Raw genomic sequence first — 17,819 nt, forward strand, 5'->3', positions numbered from 1 at the left:
ACCTCGTCCTACCACCGAAATACGCCTGCCCGTCAGGAAGGTGGATGTGAGTGGACTCGGCCGCGTCACGATCGCGGCTTCTGCGCGTCCCGTGCGACGACCACCTTGAGCGATCGTACTAAGCGCTTCCTGTCCTACAATTGTCAAGCTGATGGTACGAAACTTTGTGTCTACCTGAGTTGACACTTGGCGGGTCCGAGGACTAGATTGGCCGTGCCTATTGTGTGGAGAGGCCGATGCAGCGAAGCCTGCCGACAACACCCGCGCAGCCGGCGCTGTACACCGCAGAGCAGCGAAGGCGTCGTGATGCATCGCCGTGGACGATGGTGCAAGCCATCTTGGCGCCCCTTCAGTTCCTCGTGTTTCTGGTCAGCTTGGTGCTCGTGATCCGCTATCTCGTCGGGGCGCAGGGCTTCGCGCTCGCCACGGCGTCGGTAGTGATCAAGACCTTGGTGCTCTACACCATCATGGTGACCGGTGCGCTGTGGGAGCGAGATGTGTTCGGTCAATACCTCTTCGCCGGACCTTTCTTTTGGGAAGACGTCATCAGCATGCTGGTGATCGGCACGCACACGGCGTACCTCATCGCTGTGTTCACTGGTGCGCTGGGGCCCGTAGGGCAGATGTTGCTGGCGCTGATCGCCTACGCCACCTACGTGGTGAACGCAGTCCAGTTCGTGCTGAAGCTGCGCCAGGCACGCTTGGCGCCGGCGCCGGGCGCAGTCCCCGCTGCCGCCCTCGCTTACGGAGCCGGCAAGTGAGCGAAGTGCAGGAACACGTCCTGCAGCAGGATCTTGCGTGCGACGATCTCCCAGTGCTGCGTGAGCGCGGCCAGCGCGAGGTGTTTTGCGGTCTTACGGGCATCATCTGGCTGCACCGAAAAATCCAGGACGCCTTCTTTCTGGTGGTTGGGTCCCGTACGTGTGCGCACCTCATCCAGTCGGCGGCAGGAGTGATGATCTTTGCGGAGCCTCGCTTCGGCACGGCCATCCTTCAGGACCGTGACCTTGCTGGTATGGCCGACTGCAACGATGAGCTCGACCGCATCGCTGGCGAGCTGTTGGCGCGTCGCCCGGACATACGCACATTGTTTCTTGTCGGTTCTTGCCCGTCCGAGGTTATCAAGCTTGATCTGGCTAAGGCTGCGGAACGCCTAACGGCGGCGCACGCAGGTCGGGTGCGGGTGCTGAGCTACTCGGGCAGCGGGATCGAGACGACCTTCACGCAGGGCGAAGACCAGTGCTTGAAAGCGCTCGTGGAGCATCTGCCAGAGGAGCCCGCGGCCGCTCACTCGCTGCTGGTGGTCGGCAGTCTGCCAGACATCGTGGAAGATCAGTTCCAACGTCAGTTCGACGCCATGGACGTTGGGCCTGTGCGCTTTTTGCCGGCGCGGCAATCATCCCAGATGCCCCCGATCGCTCCTGGCACGCCCTTTCTCCTGGCGCAGCCCTTCCTGGGAGAAACGGCCCGGGCCCTCGAGGCGCGCGGCGCCCGCCACCTCCCAGCGCCCTATCCCTTCGGAGTGGAGGGAACGCTCGCCTGGCTGCGTGCGGCTGCTCAGGTGTTCGGTTGCACGGAGGAACGATTGGCGCAGGTCACCGAGGCCCCCGTACGCCGTGCCCGTCAGGCCTTGGCCCGCTACCGCAGCACCCTCGAGGGTCAGCGCGTGAGCTTCCTGCCAGATTCCCAGCTCGAGATTCCCCTCGCCAGGTTTTTGCACCGCGAGTGTGGGATGGCGCTCGGGGAAGTGGGAGTGCCGTTTCTCGACCGGCGCCTGCTCGCTGGCGAACTCCCCCAGCTTCCGCGCGACGTGCGGCTGGTCGAGGGGCAGCACGTAGATGAGCAGCTGGATCGCGTGCGCGCCGATCGTCCCGACCTGACCGTATGTGGCCTTGGTCTCGCCAATCCCTTGGAGGCCGAGGGGCTACGCACGAAGTGGTCTATCGAGCTCGTTTTCTCGCCGGTTCACGGCTTCGATCAGGCAGCTGACCTGGCGGAGTTGTTCGCACGGCCTTTGTTGCGAAAGGAGCGCCTGGCGGTCTGAGAACCGACGGCGTCGAGCCATGGAACTGACGGTTTGGACATACGAAGGCCCGCCGCATGTTGGGGCCATGCGCATCGCAACGTCGATGCAAGATCTGCACTACGTGCTGCACGCACCTCAGGGCGACACCTACGCGGATCTGCTGTTTACGATGATCGAGCGCCGCGATACCCGACCGCCAGTCACCTACACCACCTTCCAAGCGCGCGATCTCGGCGGCGACACGGCCGGGCTGTTCCTACGTACGCTTGAGGAAGCTAACGAGCGCTATAAGCCGCAGGCGATGCTCGTGGGCGAGTCCTGCACCGCGGAGTTGATTCAGGATCAGCCGGGTGCCCTTGCCGAGGGGGCGCCGCTCAATGTGCCGTTGGTGCCCCTTGAGTTGCCGGCCTACTCGCGCAAGGAGAATTGGGGCGCTGCCGAAACCTTCTACAAGCTGGCGCGCACGATGCTGGTGGATCAGATTCCCGCTCGCGGCGCCACTGCGGAGCGAGCGGCACGACCTGAGCAACAGCGCCCCTCGGTGAATCTGCTTGGGCCCACCTCCCTGGGCTTCCGCTGCCGTGACGACGTGGTCGAAGTGAAGCGCTTGTTGGCGAGCGCGGGCGTAGACGTCAACGTGGTGGCGCCTATGGGGGCAAGTCCTGCCGATCTCGCTCGACTGCCCGACGCGGACGCCAACGTGAGTCTCTACCCGGAGGTCTCCGGCACGCTGGTGAAGTGGCTAGAGCGTACTTTCGGGCAGCCCGCCGTGCACACGGTGCCAATCGGGGTGGGTGCGACGCGCGACTTCCTCACCGAGCTCGGCGAAGTGTTGGGTGTTGATGTGAGCGAGGCGCTGGCGCGCGATCCTTCTCGGCTACCCTGGTACTCGCGTAGCGTCGATTCCACTTATCTCACGGGTAAGCGCGTGTTTATCTTTGGCGACGCGACGCACGTGGCCGCCGCGGCACGTATCGCTAAAGAAGAGCTGGCCTTTGAAGTGGTCGGTATTGGCACCTACAGCCGTGAGCAAGCGCGCCTGGTGCGTGCCGCAGCCAAGCCCCTCGGTTTGGAGCCTCTGATCACCGATGACTATCTGGAGGTTGAGCGGCACGTTAGCGAGCTGCAACCGGAACTGATGCTCGGTACGCAGATGGAGCGGCATATGGCCAAGCGGTTAGGGATCGGGTGCGCCGTCATATCCGCTCCGGTTCACGTGCAGGACTTTCCCGCCAGGTACTCACCACAGATGGGATGGGAGGGGGCCAACGTCATCTTCGACAGCTGGGTGCATCCCTTAGTGATGGGGCTGGAGGAGCACCTGCTGACTATGTTCCGAGAAGACTTCGAATTCCACGACGGCGCGGTCGCCTCGCACCTCGGGAGCGGGCATCGACCGGATGCAGTGGCCGAGCGGTCTGCGCTAGGCCTTGCCCAGGCTGGCGAAGGCGAGGCCGGGCTGGAAGAAGCACCGGAAAGCGCCCTGGGTTGGGCGCACGACGCGGAGCGTGAACTGAAGAAGATCCCCTTCTTCGTGCGCGGCAAGGCGAGGCGCAATACGGAGCGTTTCGCGCGCGAGCACGGCGTAGCCACGATCACTGTTGAGACGCTCTACGATGCCAAAGCGCACTTCGGCCGCTAAATCAAAGGCAGCTGCCAAGGGGCAGGAGCCACTGCGCTTTGTGATCGTGACCCTAGATAGTCATTTGGGGGGGGCGGTTGAGCACGCGCGTGAGTGCTTTGCGCAGGAGGGGCTAAACGTCAGCGTGCGGATGCACTGCGCGGCGGAGTGGGGCGATGATCCTGAGGCCCTCGCAAGCTGCCACGAGGACATCGCCAGCGCCGATATTCTGGTCGTCAACATGCTGTTCCTGGAAGAGCACATCCAGGCGGTACTGCCGCAGCTGAAAGCTCGCCGCGATGATTGTGCGGCCCTGGTTTGTGCGATGGCGGCAGGGGAGGTAACCAAGCTCACCCGGATGGGCCGGTTCACCATGGACGGCTCGCCCAAGGGCCCTATGGCGTTGCTGAAGAAGCTCAAGCCGAAGAAAACGGCTAACCAGTCGTCTGCAGGTGCATCGCAGATGAGCATGTTGCGCCGCTTGCCTGCGATTCTGCGCTTCATCCCGGGCACGGCCCAAGACGTTCGCGCCTATTTCCTCACGCTGCAGTACTGGTTGGCAGGGTCCAACGACAACGTCGTCGAGATGGTGCGTTTTCTCGTGGGGCGTTACGCCGATGGTGCCCATCGCAAGCTGCGCGGCAAGGTCAAGTCCGAAGCGCCGATGCACTACCCTGATGTGGGCGTCTATCACCCGCGGATGAGCGGGCGCATGGGCGGTGATCGAGCCGCCCTGCCGTCTCCCGACGAGGCGACGGGCACGGTCGGATTACTGGTGTTGCGATCGTACGTGCTGGCCGGTAACGCAGATCACTACGACGGCGTGATCGAGGCCTTGGAAGCGAAAGGCTTGCGCGTCGTGCCCGCCTTCGCGAGCGGTTTAGACGCGCGCCCCGCGATGGAGCAGTTCTTTTTTGACCGACAGGGCAACGCCACGGTGGATACCGTCGTGTCCCTTACGGGCTTTTCGTTGGTCGGCGGGCCAGCCTACAACGATGCGGACGCAGCGGCTCAGATCCTCGGCCGTCTCGACGTGCCGTACATCGCGTGTCACCCCGTAGAGTTTCAAACCCTCGAGCAATGGGAGTCGTCGTCGCGCGGTCTGCAGCCCGTCGAGGCCACGATGATGGTGGCCATTCCGGAGCTTGATGGCGCCACTGCACCTATGCTGTTCGGTGGGCGCCGCGATCTTGAGGGCGGGCGAGATCGGGCGATGTCGGTCCACCCGGAGCGGGCTGCGCGCTTGGCCGACCGTGTGGCTAGCATGGTGATGCTTCGCCGTACGGAGCGGGCGCAGCGGCGGGTGGCGATCGTTCTGTTCAACTTCCCGCCCAACGGCGGCAGCGTAGGCACTGCCGCCTACCTCTCCGTGTTCGAGTCGCTCCACGCCACCCTTGTCCGATTGCAACGAGCAGGGTACGAGGTGGAGGTGCCGGCCAGTGTGGACGCCTTACGCGATGCGGTGATCGAAGGTAACCGTGGCCGCTTTGGTACGGATGCCAACGTGCTCGATCACGTCAGTGTGGACGATCACGTGCGCCGCGAACCCTGGCTCGATGAGATCGAAGGGCAGTGGGGATCGGCACCTGGCAAGCACCAGACCGACGGTCGCTCACTGTTCGTGTTGGGTGCCCGCTTTGGCAACGTGATCGTGGGCGTCCAGCCGGCCTTCGGTTACGAAGGCGATCCCATGCGGTTGCTGTTCGAGGGGGGCTTCGCGCCAACGCACGCCTTCGCTGCCTTCTACCGCTATCTGCGTGAGGACTTCGCCGCTCATGCGTGCCTGCACTTCGGTACTCATGGGGCGCTGGAGTTCATGCCGGGCAAGCAGACCGGCATGTCAGACCAGTGCTGGCCAGAGCGCTTGCTCGGCGAGCTGCCGAACTTCTATCTATACGCAGCCAACAACCCATCGGAAGGCACCATCGCCAAGCGTCGCGCCGCTGCCACCTTGGTCAGCTACATGACGCCGCCGGTGCAGCACGCCGGTCTTTATCAGGGCTTGCTCGATCTGCGTGAGTCGGTGGACACATGGCGGTCGTTGGCGCCGGATGAACGCGCCGGGCGAGACGACCTTCCCACGCTCATCCAAACCCAAGCGGCTGCGCTTGACCTCGCTGAGGAAGCACCTCTCTGGCAGACGCCTGCGGAGCAGATCGACGCGTTGGCCGGTCGCATGCTCGAGCTCGAGTACACGCTCATTCCTCACGGTATGCACGTTGTCGGGGCAGAGCCGAGCGTAGGCGAGCGAGTGGACTGGCTCGGCGCAGTGGCGGACGCCTCCCACGGCTTCACGCCGCCCGTAGAGGCGCTCGAAGCCTTGGCGACGGGGGCGGATGCCGAGGACGCGATGGCCTTCGATGAGGACGCGCAAGGTCTTGCGGAGCCCGCTCGTGCGCAGCGCGTCGCGGCCTACGATCACCTGGCCAAGATCAACGGTCAGCTGAGCGGTGACCCAGAGCTCGACGCGATCGTGCACGCCCTTGACGGCGGTTTTGTGGCGCCCGCCCCGGGCGGCGATCTCATCCGCACGCCAGACATACTGCCCACCGGGCGCAACTTACACGGCTTCGATCCCTTCCGTATCCCGAGCGCCTTCGCCGTGCGCGATGGCGCCGGTCAGGCTGAACAGCTGCTGGCCCGCCATCAGCAGGAGACGGGCGCGTTACCCACGTCGATCGCGATCGTTTTGTGGGGTACGGACAACATTAAGAACGAAGGTGGGCCACTCGCCCAGGCCTTGGCCTTGATGGGCGCCACACCACGCTTCGACAGCTACGGACGCCTATGCGGGGCTGCTCTGATCCCCCTGGAAGAGCTGGGTCGACCGCGAATCGACGTGGTGATGACGCTCTCCGGCATCTTCCGGGATCTGCTGCCACTGCAAACGAGTATGTTAGCTGAAGCGGCTTACCTCGCTGCTAGCGCAGAGGATGAACCGCTGGACGTCAATTTCGTGCGTGCCAACGCCTTGGCTTGGCAGCGCGAGCACGGCGGTGACCTGGAGACCGCGGCCCTGCGCGTCTTCTCCAATGCGGACGGCGCCTATGGCTCCAACGTCAACCAGATGATCGACTCGAGCTGTTGGGATGAGGAGGACGAACTGGCCGATGCCTACGCGCAGCGCAAGTGCTTCGCCTACGGCGTCACCGGCAAGCCGATGAAGCAGTCTAGGCTGCTTGCGGGCGTGCTCAGCAAGGTGGAGCTCGCGTATCAGAACCTAGAGTCCGTCGAGCTGGGCGTGACCACCGTGGATCACTACTTCGACACGCTTGGAGGCATCGGTCGCGCCGTGCTTCGCGAGCGTGGCGACGAAGTGCCCGTTTACATCGGTGATCAGACCTGCGGCAAGTCTGTCGTGCGCACCTTGAACGAGCAGGTGGCGCTCGAGGCGCGTACGCGCATGCTCAATCCGAAGTGGTACGAGGGCATGCTGAAGCACGGCTACGAGGGCGTACGCCAGATCGAAGCCTCAATCACCAACACACTGGGGTGGTCTGCGACGACGGGGCAGGTCGCCCCGTGGGTCTACGACCGCCTCTCGGAGACTTTTGTGCTCGATGACGAGATGCGCAAGCGCCTCGCCGAGCTCAATCCCGCCGCCTCCTTGAAGGTGGCGAATCGCCTGTTAGAGGCGCACGAACGCGACTACTGGTCGCCCGATGAACAGACGCTGGAGGCGCTGCGGCGCGCCGGCGAGGAACTCGAGGATCGCCTCGAGGGTGTCACGTCCGAAGGGGTAGCAGCCGCATGAGTCTTGAGAGTATTCCGGTCAAAGTCGAAACGCGACGACCGCCAGACGGTGAGGGCAGCGTTCAGGTCCAGCAGGACCCGAGCATGCGCATCGGTGCAGCCAAGGTCTTTGCCGTGTACGGCAAAGGTGGCATCGGCAAGAGCACCACCTCGTCGAACCTATCAGTGGCGTTCTCGAAGCTTGGCAAGCGCGTGGTGCAGATTGGGTGTGATCCAAAGCACGATTCCACCTTTACGCTCACCAAGAGTCTAGTGCCGACCGTAATCGACGTTCTTGAGTCCGTCGACTTCCACCCGGAAGAGCTCGAACTCGATGACTTCGTCTACGAGGGCTACAACGGGGTGATGTGCGTGGAGGCCGGCGGGCCGCCTGCCGGTACGGGTTGCGGTGGCTACGTGGTGGGTCAGACGGTCAAGTTGCTGAAAGAGCACCACCTGCTTGAAGACACGGACGTGGTGATCTTCGATGTGCTCGGAGATGTGGTGTGCGGTGGCTTCGCGGCGCCGCTGCAGCATGCGGATCGCGCCCTGATCGTCACTGCCAACGACTTCGACTCCATCTTCGCAATGAATCGTATCGTCGCCGCCATCCAGGCGAAGTCAAAGAACTACAAGGTGCGCGTGGGCGGGGTAATCGCCAACCGCAGTGCCGCTACGGACGAGATCGACCGCTTCAACGAGGCAGTCGGTTTGGAGCGCGTCGCCCACTTTCCTGATCTCGACGTGATTCGCCGCAGTCGCCTGAAGAAGTCGACCCTCTTCGAGCTTGAGCCAACGGCGGAGCTGGAAGCGGTACAGACCGAATACCTTCGTTTGGCGCAGAACCTCTGGGATGGGTTAGACCCAGTGTCGGCGGTGCCGATGAAGGATCGCGACTTGTTCGATTTCCTAGGCTTCGATTAGCGGCGGCAGCGCCACCGTGGGCGCAGGGCTACGAGAGGACATACAGATGGCTGGCTTAACCACTTACCAGGAAAGACGCGGGGAACTCGAAGAGTACTTCGACCGTACGGCCGCTGACGCCTGGGCCAAGCTCACCTCAGATGCGCCCGTGTCCGGCATCCGAGCCACCGTGCGCGCCGGCCGTGATGCCATGCGTGAGCAGCTCATGGCGTGGTTGCCTCTGCAGCTCGGTGGCGCCCGTATCTTGGATGCAGGCTGCGGTACCGGCGCCCTGTCAGTGGCTGCCGCTGCGCGAGGCGGCGACGTCACCGCCATCGACCTGTCCCCAACCCTGGTCCAGCTGGCCGACGATCGCCGACCTAGCGATTTGCCCGGTCGTATCGAGTTCCGCACCGGCGACATGCTCGACGCCGGGCTGGGCGAGTTCGATCACGTCGTGTGCATGGACTCGCTCATTCACTACCGGGCGCCCGACATCGTGAGCGCCCTCGAACAGCTCGCGCCGCGCACCCGACGATCCATGGTGATCACCTTCGCACCGAAGACCCTCGCTCTGACGCTCATGCACACGGTTGGTCGGCTGTTTCCCCGCGGCGACCGCGCCCCCGCGATCGAGCCCGTGAGCGAGACCCACTTGCGCCGACTGATCGGGCGTAGCCAAGTGCTCGGCGACTGGCAAGTGGCCGATACGCGGCGCATTAGCAGTGGATTCTATACATCTCAGGCGATGGAGTTACGTCGGTCATGAGGCAGCACGAAGCGAGATTCGGTCGCGGGTTCCAGATCGGACCAGGCTTACTGCCGTTCGCTGACGCCGCGTCGGACGAACTGCCCCTCGGGCGCTTACTGCGCCTGTCACTGTTCCAGGTTACGGCAGGCCTCGCTTTCGTCCTGCTCAATGGCACGCTCAACCGTGTCATGATCGTCGAGCTGGGCGTGCCCACCTGGCTCGTGTCCTTGATGATCTCGATCCCCCTAGTGTTCGCGCCGCTGCGCGCCTTGATCGGTTTCCGCTCCGATCACCACCGGTCCGTGCTTGGTTGGCGCCGCGTGCCCTACATCTGGATGGGCACCCTGCTTCAGTTCGGCGGCCTCGCCATCATGCCCTTCGCACTGATCCTGCTCTCTGGCGATAGCACGGGACCGGCGGTGGTAGGGCAGGTCGGTGCGGCCTTGGCGTTCCTGCTGGTCGGGGCAGGGTTGCACACGGCGCAAACAGCCGGACTCGCCCTCGCCAATGATCTCGCCCCTGAGGAGTCGCGCCCGCGCGTGGTGGCACTGCTCTACGTGATGCTCTTGGTGGGCATGGTGGGAAGTTCCTTGGCCTTCGGGGCACTCCTCACGGACTTCAACCAAGTCAAGCTCATTCGGGTGATTCAAGGCGCCGCCGTGCTCTCGCTCGTGCTCAACACGCTGGCGCTGTGGAAGCAGGAGGCCCGCGACCCCGCGCGGGCGCGAGAGCGTTGTGCGCCGCGGCCTGGGTTCATGAAGGCTTGGCGCAGCTTCGTAGCCAACAAGCGCTCGGCACAACTGTTGCTCGTGGTCGGTCTTGGGACCGTCGGTTTCAGCATGCAGGACATCCTGCTCGAACCCTACGGCGCTCAGATTCTCGGGCTGAGCGTCGCGCAGACAACGAGCCTAACGGCGATCCTCGCCTGCGGCACCTTGGCCGCGCTCGGGTGGGCGGCGCGTGAGATGGGCCGCGGAGCAGACCCCTGTCGCCTGGCCGCCACCGGCACCTTGGTGGGCGTGGTTGGCTTCTCCGCAGTGATCTTCGCAGAACCGTTTCAGCTGCCGATTCTGTTTCGCGCGGGCACTGCGATGATCGGCTTTGGCGGTGGGCTTTTCGGTGTAGGCACCCTGGTGGCTGCGATGGGCCTTGCGCGCGACGGCGCAAGCGGTCTTGCGCTCGGTGCGTGGGGCGCAGTGCAGGCGACGGCGGCCGGGCTGGGCGTGGCGTTCGGTGGCGGGTTACGCGATGTGATCGGCGGTCTGGCGGTGAATGGTGCTCTCGGGCCTTCGCTCGCGATGGAGGCGACCGGCTATAGCGTTGTCTACCACGTCGAAATTGCGTTGCTGTTCCTGACCATGGCGGCTGTCGGGCCACTCGTGCGTGGTACGCGCTCAAAAGAGACCTCCGGCGCTGAGGCAGACAGTGGCGCGAAGTTTGGCCTGGCTGAGTTTCCCAGCTAGGGAAGGCCAAGTTGATCACTAGGGTTCGGGACAGCAGGGATGGCTGAGCTGCTACTTCCACCGCTCTTTGCGCTGCTGCTTTGGTGGACCAGTACCGGCGTGCTGCTATTGCTCGTGCGTGCGCCGAGACGGACCTATGTGTGGAGCATGGGCGCCATGGGCGTGCTGCTGGTGGCAGCGCTGTATGGGGCACAGTGGGTGAGTCATTACGCGCGCAGCCCCGGTGATGCGTACTTGGCGATCGTGTTCGGCGTGAGCGTTTGGGCATGGCATGAGCTCAGCTACCTCATGGGGTTCCTCACCGGGCCCAGGAAGACAGCCTGCCCCCCGGGTGCGGCACCGCTCAAGCGCTTTCGTCTAGCCATCGGAACCACCCTCTACCACGAGCTCGCGGTCATCGCGTGCGGCCTGTCTCTCGTGCTTCTGACGTGGGGGCAACCGAATCGGGTTGCGCTCTGGGTGTACCTAGTCCTGTGGGTGATGCGTTGGAGCGCCAAGTTGAACATGTTCCTCGGCGTGCGCAACTTCAATGAAGAGTGGTTTCCGGAGCACCTCCATTTTCTCGTGAGCTATCTGCAGCGCCGGCGCTTCAACTGGTTGTTCCCCTGGTCGGTGACCATCTCCTCCGTCATCGCCGGGATGATTCTCGTGCGCGCGGTCGGCGCGGAGGATGTGTTTACGCGTAGCGCGTCGGCGCTCGTCTTTGCCATGTTGCTGCTCGCGATCGTCGAGCACTGGATGCTGATGCTGCCGCTGCGCAGCGCCGTGCTCTGGAAGTGGTTTACGGAGTCCGAAGTTGACCGTCGCGCGCGCCGCGCAGCCGGTGTGCCGTTAGCGGTAGGTAGTGGGAGTAAGCCGTGACCATCTCAGATCTGACGATTCTGCCGCCGGATAGGGACAGCGCCATTGCGAGCACGGAGGATCTGCGCGCCTGCCGCGAGCTATTGCGGGGTGGGTCGCGGTCGTTTTACGCGGCTAGCTTCCTGCTCCCCTCGTCCATTGCCAAGCCCGCGTGTTCCCTGTACGCCTTCTGTCGCGTCGCTGACGATGCGGTGGACATCGGTGATTCGGCAGCTGGCCTGGTGGAGATTACGCAGCGGTTGCAACGCATCTACGCCGGTGATCCAGCAGATCACGCCGCGGATCGTGCCTTCGCTGACGTGGCGCGTTCCAAGCAGATTCCAATGGCGTTGCCGGCCGCCTTACTCGAAGGGTTCGCTTGGGATGTGCAGGGGCGCGAATACGATGACCTGTCGGATCTAATGGGCTATGCGGCGAGAGTTGCAGGCGCCGTGGGGGCGATGATGACGCTCGTAATGGGGCGTCGCGAGGCGGCCGTCCTGGCGCGCGCATGCGACCTTGGCGCCGCCATGCAACTGACCAACATCTGCCGCGATGTGGGTGAAGATGCCCGCAACGGGCGCCTCTACCTGCCGCGGCGATGGATGGTGGAGGCCGGCGTAGACCCCGAGCAGTTCCTTGCCGATCCGGTGTACTCGCCGGCGCTGGGGGAGGTGGTATCGCGCTTGCTGCGCTCGGCCGAGCGCCTCTACCGGCGGGCTTGCACCGGAGTTGGGAAGTTGCCGCTGTTTTGCCAGCCGGGGATTCATGCGGCACGGCTGATCTACGCGGAAATCGGCCGTCAGCTCGAGCGCGACGGCCTCGACTCCGTGGGTCATCGTGCAGTGGTTTCTTGGCAGCGCAAGCTCGCGTTGGTCGAGCGGGCCTTGGCGGCGACCGTACACCCCGCGCCGACGCGCCTGAATGCCCCCGCACTCAACGAGACGCACTTCCTCGTCGCCGCGGTACACCCCAGTCAAGAGGACGTGGCGCCGCGTACGACCTATGGGCAGCTATTGGCGGATATCGATGCCGATACTCGGGGGTTCGCCTGGATGATCGAGCTGTTTGCTCGACTTGAGCGGCGCGAGCGCGGTCTCCCGCCAACACCGGCGAGCGATCCCGCGTTCTCAGTGCAACCGCCTACCTAGGAGATCTGCTTAGCCAAAGTGCTCGTGGAGCGGGCTTGGCGAGCTACCTGCGTCGTGGATTTCGGAACGGGATCAGGGTCTGCACCCAGCGCGCGCTAAAGCGATCCAAATCCAGGCTTTCGTGGACGGCATCGACGCGCTGCCCGTACAGGGCGGTGTCCAATACGGAGCGTGTGTAGAAGGGAGTGTCCTCAAGTGTCTCGCGCAGTTGCGGCCGGGTTCCCGTATCTGCGCGCGTCGAGCGCTGAACACCCCATACACCTCGGTTCGCCTCGGCAATGGGTAGCACGGGAAGCGGGCGCATTTCGCCGCTCCCAAGCACCTTTGCAGCGAGCACCGGCTGGCTTCCGTCACGCCGATCCACGTTGTACTGCACGACTGCTTCGTTATCGCCGGTGACCGCGCGGCACCAGTCCCAGCGACGGAAGTGCCTTTCGAGCGGTGCGTCGCCGAAGTTCGAATCGAGATAACCGGTGCCGACCCATCGCACGCGCGGTTCGTTGATGCGCACGACGACATCGCAGTACGGGGCGATTGGCCACCAGCAGTGGTTGCCTGCGGCACTGAGTTCAATCAGCGTATCGGTGACCGTGCGCGGCGTAACGAGGACTTCACCGCGCACCGTTCGACCGAGCGGTGCGGTGCGCTCGTCGATGCGAACGCGCAGGCGATCGCCATCCCAGTCGAGGTCGCTCTTCGCGAAGCGTAGTCGAGAAGAGGATCGCTCGATCGCTTGGCTGGCGCGTTCGGTGAGGGCCCAGCGTGGCGCGGGCGGGCCGTACAACGCGACGTTCAGGGCGGCGTGGTTGAGTGGATTCGTGGGGCCCCGACGGCGAGCCGCGGCGTAGTAGGGGGAGAAGACGCTGCCGAGCATCGCGATCAGGGTAAGCCCCGAGCGGCCGTCCTCGCTCAAGGCATCGACGTACCACCAGCGATAGCCGTCGCTTTGCAGCGGCGCATCAAAACAGTGCCATTCGGCCTTGGTGTGGGCTCTCGCGTCATGCCAGGCGAAGGCGTCCGCCGGGCGCGAGCGGTCTGCCGGGACGTTGCCGACGCGCGTAAGAGGTAGCGGTGCCGTTGACGTGAGTTTAGCCATGTGTCTATCTTACGTGACATTGGGTGGTGACATTTAAAGATTACACTCGCGTCCAAGCGAACGGCCGCCAGGAGGCCCCTATGCACGCCATGTCACGGATCGAGCAGTCACTAACGGCTGCCATCGTCAGCGCCGATGCATCGGGCTGCCCGCCACGCCTTGCAGAGGCGCTGCGATACGCGGTCTTCCCCGGCGGCTCACGCCTACGACCTCGCCTCTGCTTGGCAGTGGCCTCGGCGTGCGGCGACGGCTGCCCGCCTGCCGCCAACGCGGCTGCCGCAGCGGTGGAGCTGCTGCATTGCGCGTCGCTCGTACACGATGATCTGCCGTGCTTCGACAATGCGGACACTCGCCGCGGCAAGGCGTCGCTACACCGCGCTTTCAGCGAGAGTCTGGCAGTGCTCACGGGTGATGCGCTGATCGTACTGTCGTTCGATACGCTGGCAAGCGGCTTCGTTGAGCAGCCCGCGCATCTGGCGCCGGTGGTCTCCGAGGTGGCACGTCTAGTGGGTGCGCCGGGTGGAATCGTGGCGGGGCAGGCCTGGGAGTGCGAGCCGCAAGTCTCGCTCGCCGACTATCAGCGCGCCAAGACAGGGGCGCTGTTCGCCGCGGCGACGGTGGCGGGCGCAGCTGCCGCCGGCATGGAATCCGAGCCGTGGCGGGAGCTCGGTGAGAAGCTCGGCGAGTCCTACCAGGTCGTGGACGACATTCGCGATGTCATCGGCCGTCAGGAAGAGCTCGGCAAGCCCACCAATCAAGACGAGATCAACGGCCGCCCGAGCGCCGTGCAGGAGATGGGCTTGCAGGGGGCGATCGCCCACCTTGAGGCCTTGGTCCAGGGAGCGGCGAAGGCGGTACCGCCTTGCCCAGGTGCCGCCACCCTGCGAACCCTGATCGTGATGGAGTCGCAGCGCTTGTTGTCCAAGCTAGGTCGCAAGGCGGCCTGAGCTCGCGCCGCTATCGTGCTCTCTTCGGATCAGCAGCCGCTGCCTGCGGCAGAGCCGCCAGCGCCGCCCAGCGGGGGGCCTTTCGCTGGCGCGCGCAGTTGGTGGTTGCGCAAGCGCGCCGAGCTGCTCGCCAATCCTCGATTCCATCGTTTGGCCACCCGTCTGCCCTTCGCGCGGCCGGTGGCCCGCCGGCAAGCGCGTTCCTTGTTCGACCTGTGCGCGGGATTTGTCTACACGCAGGTGCTGCGGTCCTTCGTCGAACTCGAGTTACCTCGTTTGTTGAGCCAGGGGCCACGCACGGTGAGCAGCCTGGCGCCCCAGCTGGGTTTGTCGCTGGATGCTACCCAACGGCTGATGGTGGCCGCGGCGTCTCTGCGCCTGGTGAGTTTCCTCGACAAGCGCGAGGAACGCGTGGTGCTCGGAGAGCTCGGCGCATCGCTGCTCGCCAACCCGGGCGTGGTCGCTATGATCCACCATCACGCGGTGTTGTACGACGATCTCTCCGACCCGGTGTCCCTGCTTCGCGGTCAACAGGAATCCACTGCGTTGCGCCGCTACTGGGACTATGGGGCGGCAGCTTCTGACCCGGCGGCAGCGCCGGCAGCCGGCTACTCAGCGTTGATGGAGGCGTCGCAGCAGCTGATCGCCGACGAGGTGCTGGATGCCTATCGCTTCGGCCAACATCGTCATGTGCTCGATATCGGTGGTGGCACCGGTGCCTTCCTGCGAGCGGTGGGAAAGCGGCATCCGCATCTGGCGTTGAGCTTGTTCGACCTGCCGGCGGTGGCCCAGGAGGCGGCCGCAGCCAATCGCCAGGCTGGCATGGCCGAGCGGATCCGCGTAGTGCCCGGCAGCTTCATCACCGATTCCTTACCCACTGGCGCGGACCTCATCACCCTGGTTCGCATCGTTCACGATCACGATGATGCTGTGGTGCGTCAGCTGCTCGCTGCGGTCCACGCTTCCCTCGCCCCGGGGGGCACCTTGGTGTTAGCCGAGCCGATGGCGCAAACCGCGGGCGCTGAGCCCATGGGGGGCGCCTACTTTGGCTTCTACCTACTTGCCATGGGGCAGGGGCGCCCTCGCTCCGCGCGCGAACTGACCGAGATGCTGCACATCGCTGGTTTCCGCCAGGTGCGTCCGGCGGCGACGGCGATCCCGCTGCTCACCCGCGTGTTGGTGGCAAAGGCGTGACGCTTGGTCCGTCAGGCAAACTTGACAACATTTGATGTAAGCATAGACTGACAGTTGCTCTGCAAAGCCGCGGTTTCCTGGTGATTTTGCCGAGCTCATAGGGATTTGGCCGGGGGGCTCTTCATCAATGGATGCAACCGCTGTCGTACTCGAAGAGCCGCAGCACCTACGCTTACGCGAGGTGGCGCTCGCTCCGCCGAGCGATGCAGACGTGGTCGTCGACATCAGCTTCAGCGGCATCAGTAGCGGCACCGAGCGCTTGCTGTGGACCGGCGAGATGCCACCCTTTCCAGGCATGGGATACCCGCTTGTGCCTGGCTACGAGTCTGTTGGCGTGATCCGTGCTGCCGGCCCCGACTCGGGCCGTCGCGCCGGTGAGGTCGTGTTCGTGCCGGGGGCTAGGTGCTTCCAGGGCGTCAACGGCTTATTCGGCGGGGCAGCCTCTTCGCTTGTCGTCTCCGGCGCGCGAGTGGTCACGCTGCCGCCCTCGATGGGCGAGCAAGGTGTGTTGCTCGCCCTCGCTGCCACCGCCTACCACGCCCTGAGAGATCGCGACGGGCAAGTCTGCCCTGTCGATCTGGTCGTCGGCCACGGTGTGCTCGGGCGCTTAATCACCCGCGTTGCCATCGCCCTTGGGTATGACGCACCCATGGTTTGGGAATCCAACGCGAATCGCAAGGCGAGCGCTCCCTACGACTATGCCGTGTGCTGCGCCGATAGCGACTCTCGGCGTGACTATCGCCGGATCTGTGATGCCAGCGGCAAGTCGGACCTACTGGATACGTTGATCTCGCGTCTGGCGCCAGGCGGCGAAGTGGTGCTGGCGGGCTTTTACAGCGAGCCGCTCAGCTTCGTGTTCCCACCCGCGTTCATGCGCGAGGCATGCATCAGTGTCGCCGCCCAGTGGCAACCCGACGACTTGAGTGCGGTGTTGGATCTGATTACTCGCGATGCCCTGTCGCTGGATGGGTTGATCACCCATCGCCTACCGGCAGACCAGGCCCATCGCGCCTATCACACAGCCTTCGGCGATCCCAATTGCCTGAAGATGATATTGGACTGGAGGGCCGAGCCCCATGGCGGATGATGTTCGGGCGGAGATGACCGCCAAGTTGCGTGAGGAAGCTGCCCAAGGCCCCGAGCCCGTGGCCACCGGCGAAGTCACCAAGGAAACCCAGATCATCGCGATCTACGGCAAGGGGGGAATCGGCAAGTCCTTCACCCTCGCCAATCTCTCTTACATGATGGCCCAGCAAGGCAAGAAGGTGCTGCTCATCGGCTGCGATCCGAAGAGCGATACCACGTCCTTGCTGTTCGGCGGCCGTGCCTGCCCCGCGATCATCGAGACGTCCTCGCGGATGAAGCTGGCTGGCGAACAGGTCAGCATCGGCGATGTGTGTTTCAAACGCGACGGTGTCTACGCGATGGAGCTCGGCGGGCCGGAAGTCGGTCGCGGCTGCGGCGGTCGCGGCATCATCCACGGCTTCGAGACGCTCGAGAAGCTCGGCTTCCACGAGTGGGACTTCGACTACGTGCTGCTCGACTTCTTGGGCGACGTGGTTTGCGGCGGCTTCGGCCTGCCGATCGCTCGCGACATGTGCCAGAAGGTCATCGTGGTGGGCTCCAACGATCTGCAGTCCCTGTACGTGGCCAACAACGTGTGTTCCGCCGTCGAGTACTTCCGCAAGCTCGGCGGTAACGTGGGCGTGGCGGGCATGGTCATCAACAAGGATGATGGGACGGGCGAGGCGCAGGCCTTCGCAAGCGCCGTGGACATTCCCGTGCTGTCGGCAATACCAGCGAACGAAGATATTCGTCGCAAGAGCGCCAATTACCAAATCATCGGCGTGCCTGGCAGTGAGTGGGGACCGCTCTTCGAGGGCCTGGCGACCAACGTGGCGGAGGCGCCACCGCGGCACCCGACGCCGCTCAGTCAAGAGCAGTTGCTAGACCTGTTTGACAGCGAGACAACGGGGCGAGACGTCGTTCTGGAGCCGGCGACGGCGAAGGACATGTGCGGCCAGAACGTCGTCGAGAAACCGTCCCTAGAGGTCGTGTACGACGATGTCTGATGGCAACGACAGCCGGCGCGAGG

14 protein-coding genes are annotated in these 17,819 nt (G+C 64.4%); 13 read left to right on the top strand and 1 reads right to left on the bottom strand.

The features are described from left to right. Positions 1–236: 236 nt before the first annotated feature. Genes bchF through AAGA68_01585 form a run of 9 tightly spaced genes read left to right on the top strand, consistent with a single transcriptional unit; the run spans position 237 to position 12,487 of the window. A complete protein-coding gene (gene bchF, locus AAGA68_01545; protein MEM9383716.1) occupies positions 237–761 on the top strand; it encodes a 2-vinyl bacteriochlorophyllide hydratase in 525 nt (174 codons plus the stop codon). Between the two features lie 5 nt (positions 762–766). Beyond that, positions 767–2,044 carry a ferredoxin:protochlorophyllide reductase (ATP-dependent) subunit N gene (locus tag AAGA68_01550; GenBank protein ID MEM9383717.1) on the top strand — a complete coding sequence of 426 codons (1,278 nt, stop codon included), beginning with the start codon at positions 767–769 and terminating at the stop codon, positions 2,042–2,044. Between the two features lie 19 nt (positions 2,045–2,063). Further along, positions 2,064–3,668, top strand: coding sequence for a ferredoxin:protochlorophyllide reductase (ATP-dependent) subunit B (gene bchB, locus AAGA68_01555; GenBank protein MEM9383718.1), 1,605 nt, complete (start codon positions 2,064–2,066; stop codon positions 3,666–3,668). Next, positions 3,643–7,401: a magnesium chelatase subunit H gene (locus tag AAGA68_01560; protein MEM9383719.1), complete on the top strand. Its 3,759-nt coding sequence runs from the start codon at positions 3,643–3,645 to the stop codon at positions 7,399–7,401. The genes bchB and AAGA68_01560 overlap by 26 nt, the downstream gene beginning before the upstream one ends. Continuing rightward, positions 7,398–8,303 (top strand): ferredoxin:protochlorophyllide reductase (ATP-dependent) iron-sulfur ATP-binding protein, encoded by a 906-nt coding sequence (bchL, locus tag AAGA68_01565; GenBank protein MEM9383720.1) that lies wholly within the window; start codon positions 7,398–7,400, stop codon positions 8,301–8,303. The genes AAGA68_01560 and bchL overlap by 4 nt, the downstream gene beginning before the upstream one ends. Positions 8,304–8,349: 46 nt before the next feature. Further along, a complete protein-coding gene (gene bchM, locus AAGA68_01570; protein MEM9383721.1) occupies positions 8,350–9,051 on the top strand; it encodes a magnesium protoporphyrin IX methyltransferase in 702 nt (233 codons plus the stop codon). Next, positions 9,048–10,496 (top strand): BCD family MFS transporter, encoded by a 1,449-nt coding sequence (locus AAGA68_01575; protein MEM9383722.1) that lies wholly within the window; start codon positions 9,048–9,050, stop codon positions 10,494–10,496. Before bchM ends, AAGA68_01575 begins: the two co-directional genes overlap by 4 nt. Positions 10,497–10,535: 39 nt before the next feature. Beyond that, positions 10,536–11,357 carry a putative photosynthetic complex assembly protein PuhE gene (gene puhE / locus AAGA68_01580; protein MEM9383723.1) on the top strand — a complete coding sequence of 274 codons (822 nt, stop codon included), beginning with the start codon at positions 10,536–10,538 and terminating at the stop codon, positions 11,355–11,357. Next, a complete protein-coding gene (locus tag AAGA68_01585; GenBank protein ID MEM9383724.1) occupies positions 11,354–12,487 on the top strand; it encodes a phytoene/squalene synthase family protein in 1,134 nt (377 codons plus the stop codon). Before puhE ends, AAGA68_01585 begins: the two co-directional genes overlap by 4 nt. Positions 12,488–12,530: 43 nt before the next feature. Here the strand turns inward: AAGA68_01585 and AAGA68_01590 are convergent, their stop codons facing one another. Continuing rightward, entirely contained in the window at positions 12,531–13,583 is a 1,053-nt protein-coding gene (locus tag AAGA68_01590) for a carotenoid 1,2-hydratase (GenBank protein MEM9383725.1), read from the bottom strand. Positions 13,584–13,663: 80 nt separating this feature from the next. Between AAGA68_01590 and AAGA68_01595 the strand changes: the two genes are divergently transcribed. The 4 genes from AAGA68_01595 to AAGA68_01610 all read left to right on the top strand — a co-directional run bounded on the left by AAGA68_01595 (position 13,664) and on the right by AAGA68_01610 (position 17,796). Beyond that, the gene (locus tag AAGA68_01595) at positions 13,664–14,530 is read left to right on the top strand and encodes a polyprenyl synthetase family protein (GenBank protein ID MEM9383726.1); all 867 of its coding nucleotides are present in this window, start codon (positions 13,664–13,666) and stop codon (positions 14,528–14,530) included. 105 nt (positions 14,531–14,635) lie between these two features. Then, positions 14,636–15,724 (top strand): methyltransferase, encoded by a 1,089-nt coding sequence (locus tag AAGA68_01600; protein MEM9383727.1) that lies wholly within the window; start codon positions 14,636–14,638, stop codon positions 15,722–15,724. 127 nt (positions 15,725–15,851) lie between these two features. Further along, positions 15,852–16,811, top strand: a complete 960-nt coding sequence (gene bchC, locus AAGA68_01605; GenBank protein ID MEM9383728.1) for a chlorophyll synthesis pathway protein BchC — start codon at positions 15,852–15,854, stop codon at positions 16,809–16,811. Then, complete coding sequence (locus tag AAGA68_01610; protein ID MEM9383729.1) at positions 16,801–17,796, top strand: chlorophyllide a reductase iron protein subunit X; 996 nt, start codon at positions 16,801–16,803, stop codon at positions 17,794–17,796. Before bchC ends, AAGA68_01610 begins: the two co-directional genes overlap by 11 nt. Positions 17,797–17,819 lie beyond the last annotated feature (23 nt).

This window comes from Pseudomonadota bacterium (assembly GCA_039193195.1).
Lineage (GTDB): Bacteria > Pseudomonadota > Gammaproteobacteria > Steroidobacterales > JBCBZW01 > JBCBZW01.